The sequence below is a fragment of the Companilactobacillus furfuricola genome (genome assembly GCF_003946325.1).
Taxonomy (GTDB): Bacteria; Bacillota; Bacilli; order Lactobacillales; family Lactobacillaceae; genus Companilactobacillus; species Companilactobacillus furfuricola.
The window spans coordinates 1-3741 of sequence record NZ_RHNT01000088.1; the positions used below are offsets into that span (position 1 = coordinate 1).

2 protein-coding genes are annotated in these 3741 nt (G+C 38.3%); one reads left to right on the forward strand and one right to left on the reverse strand.

The genetic code is table 11. The annotated features are described in order from the left end of the window. Positions 1-379: 379 nt before the first annotated feature. A complete protein-coding gene (locus EKM78_RS12290) occupies positions 380-2149 on the reverse strand; it encodes a glycerophosphoryl diester phosphodiesterase membrane domain-containing protein (protein ID WP_125772630.1) in 1770 nt (589 codons plus the stop codon). Positions 2150-2578: 429 nt separating this feature from the next. Between EKM78_RS12290 and EKM78_RS13350 the strand changes: the two genes are divergently transcribed. After that, positions 2579-3616, forward strand: a complete 1038-nt coding sequence (locus EKM78_RS13350; RefSeq protein WP_125772632.1) for a glycoside hydrolase family 73 protein — start codon at positions 2579-2581, stop codon at positions 3614-3616. Positions 3617-3741: the final 125 nt, after the last annotated feature.

The window sequence follows — 3741 nt, forward strand, 5'->3', positions numbered from 1 at the left end:
ACTAGTCTTTTTGGAATCAACAGGCAACCTAGATCTTGATGAATTTCTTGATGGCTAACCAAAGTACAACAAGAACCTCCTTCGTCGCTAAGAAGAATTTGGCGGCTGAGCCCATATAGCGCCCCGACCCTCCACCTAGATGGGTATTTATGATCTCCCCCTCTGGGTGAGATTTACCGATTTATTATGTTCAAATCGGCACTTTCTGCACTTCCTATTTCTCACATGTCTATCTCAAATTTGTTCAAGATAGTAAAAGCAAAATAAAGTTCAAGACAAAGTTCAAGACCAAGGTTAAACTGGATTATATTTTATTTTGGTTTTTAATCGAGGTTTTGCCTGAAAGTTCTGGTGTTGAACTTCTGCCTCAACTTATTTTTTATTTCGTTGGATCTTGTAGTGTTATTAGGTAATTTAGCATTCTGGTGGCGTAGCTTTTTGAATCGAAATTTTTGGTTATTTCTTTCTGTAGAGTGGTTAAGTTGTCGGTTACTATGCCGTCGGTGTCTATGAACATCATTTTGTCCATGGTGTCCGGGTCATTTACTGTCCATGCGTAGACTTTTTTTCGTTCGAAGTGGGCTTCTTCTATGAAGGTGTCGTTTAAGGTTGTGGCTTCCATGGTGAAGCTTGTTGCTTTGCTTCTTGGGACTCCGGATAGATTGAATGACAAGATGTAATTTGCTGGGATTTTTGGCATTTGTTTTCGGCTGTCTTGGATGAAGTTGTAGTCTAATGAGTGGATCATGGCGTGATTTTTTTCTAGGTCTTTTCCGTATTTTTTTGAGAATTCGTCTACAAAATCTGCTTTTGTTGAAGGGGTGCGCTTGAATTCTACTAGCAATTTCTGATCTAGTTTGTTTGCTTGTTTTAAATAATCGCTAAAACTGGCTAGGTTTTCTGATTGGCCGTTTTCGTAAACGCGGATTTTCTTCAATTGGGCAAGTGTTAGGTCCTTTGGTCCTTTATTAATGCCAGCTAAATTTTTCAAGGTGTTGTCGTGGAGGACGATGAATTTGTGATCTTTGGTTTCTTGGACGTCCATTTCGATGTAGTCTGGTTTTTCTTTAGCGGTTGTTTTTAGGGCAGAGATGGTATTTTGGACGCCGTTATGATCGTCGACGCCACGGTGTGACACTGTGACTGGTTTTTCCATTAGTAAATTATTGAAATAAAGTCCTCCGTATGTTGCAAAACCAAATACGGCAATGCCCAAAATTAAAAACCATGGCCAGCGCCGATTTGGCTTTTTTTCTGCGGCGGGAATGCTTAGATCTGGTAATTTGGAGATCATTAATAACGCGATCATCGCGGTGAAATAATAACCAGCTGTGGCGTTAATGATTTGAATCAGTGTTAGATTGACTATTGCTGCGGATTTGGCAATTGCTGGGATGAAATCTAGTAGCCACTGCAAACCGATCAAGACGAAAAATAATATGGTGGATAATAGCGAAACGATTATCGTCAATATGGCAATATAAATGACGTAATGCCAAGTATGGTGTTTCGTGATCCGCCAAGAATGTCGAATGGCGACTCGGGCACCACGTTGATCAAAGATCATTTCTGGTAAAACAAAGATCCAACGTACACCGATATACAAAATCAGTGTATAGATCACCATCAGTAAAATTCCCCAAGGTAGATGCTCTTGAAACAACCAATCAGTAATAAATTGTGGTACTTGGACTTTGTCTAACAGAGGTGTATACAATCCGATGCCGCTAAACGGTAATATCAATAAGAAATAGAGCAGGAAAAAGCCGAATGTCTTGAAAGGAATGGGCCAAACCATACGTTTTAACTCGCGTAAATAAAGCTTCCATCCTAAACCAACTTCGGAACGGATCGCCCGATAACTAATAAAAATTACGGAAAATTGCATGAAGACGATCATTAATATTAATAATAATAAGATCAATAATTCGAGTATCGCCCAAGGCTTATCTAGCAGTAGTTTTAAAATGTTCGTGTAAGAAATATAAGCGATGTTGTTTAAGTCTAAAATAAATTCAGTCAAAACACGTAGCAGTGGCACGAATACTAAATTAATCAAAATATCAACAATGATCAAAATTTGTCCAAACGACCACCATTGATGCCAAAAAGTTTGATTGATTGAACGAAATTTGCGAAAGCTTTCCATAATAGATCCCCCAAGTGAAAATATAAAAAAGAGAGTGGAAGAAGATGTTCAGCTGGTGAGGATTTAGGGGCTGTCAGCATCCAAGGTACGGCAAGGCCGTGCCTGCTGACAGTTTCTAAACCGGAGGCCGCTATCTTCAGCAACTCGTTTCCATAAAAATGAAATATTTCATTTAATTATAAGATTAATATCGGTCGTTAACGAATGAAATTTTTATCAAATTAAATAATAAACAAGATTTAAAAATGTGAGGCTTAACAGTTAAGATGAGCAAAAATTAACCTGAAAATTTTGCTTCTTTCCTATATTTATCAATTTAAAATTACAAGAATATTTCATTATCGCTACAAATGCCCGAGTACCGTTGAAACACCCCAACTAGAATAGTACTCTAGTTCTTGTAGATAAATCCTCAGGGGGAAACCATAAATGCAATACAAACGGTTAATACTAACAAGCACAATGGTGCTTAGTACATTAGCATCTGTTGCAGTACCAACTGCTGTTCAAGCTGCAGAAACAACAGATCAAGCTCAAACAACACAACAAACAACAACAAATAATACAAATGCACAAGCTGTAAGTAATTCAAATTCTGGCAACAAGCAAAATGTTATTGCTGGATCAAATGTCAAAAAGGCTGATACAACAGTTGCACACTCAACTACAAGTAGTGTTCAAGCTGCTTCCGAGGGAACAGCCAACAACGCATTGAAGGCTGTTGTTCAATCTTCAGCTAACTCAGCAACTAGTGATCAACAACAAGCTTTCTTAGCTTCTGCTGCTCCAATGGCTCAACAAATTGCTGCTAAATATAACCTTTATGCATCAGTTATGCTTGCTCAAGCTATTCTTGAAAGTGCCTGGGGTCAATCAGACCTTGCTACACAAGGAAATAACTTGTTTGGTATCAAGGGTGATTACAACGGTGCTTACGTTTCAATGCCAACTAGCGAATGGAGTGCAAGCCAAGGTTGGTACCAAATCTATGCTAACTTCAGAAAATACCCAAGTTATTTAGAATCATTCAATGACAATGGTGATAAGTTACGTAACGGTCTTTCATGGGATTCAACATATTACCGTGGAACTTGGAAAGAAAACACATCATCATACAAGGATGCTACTGCTTGGTTGCAAGGTAGATACGCTACTGCACCTAACTATGCATCATCATTGAACAACTTGATCGAAACATACAACTTAACACAATATGATTCAGCTGAAACTCAAAATGCTACTCAAGCACCTTCAGATTCAACTCGTGTCATTACTGTAAACAACCCTGATAGCTACGCCGTTCCATTGGTAGCTTTCAATTCAAATGGCTCGATCTCGAAATCAAACCGTGGATTGTCAAACGACACACCATGGGCAACTGACCAAACAAAGAGCTACAACGGACACACATACTACCGTGTATCAACTAACGAATGGGTTGAAGATACATACGCAACATTGAAATAACAACAATATTGAAGCCTATTTCAGGCTTCTTTTTTTTGCATTGAAAAAGAGAATGTGACATAAGTGTTCTCTGTACAATAAAAAATGGACGAAAACCGATTTTTGGTTTTCGTCCATTTTTTGTT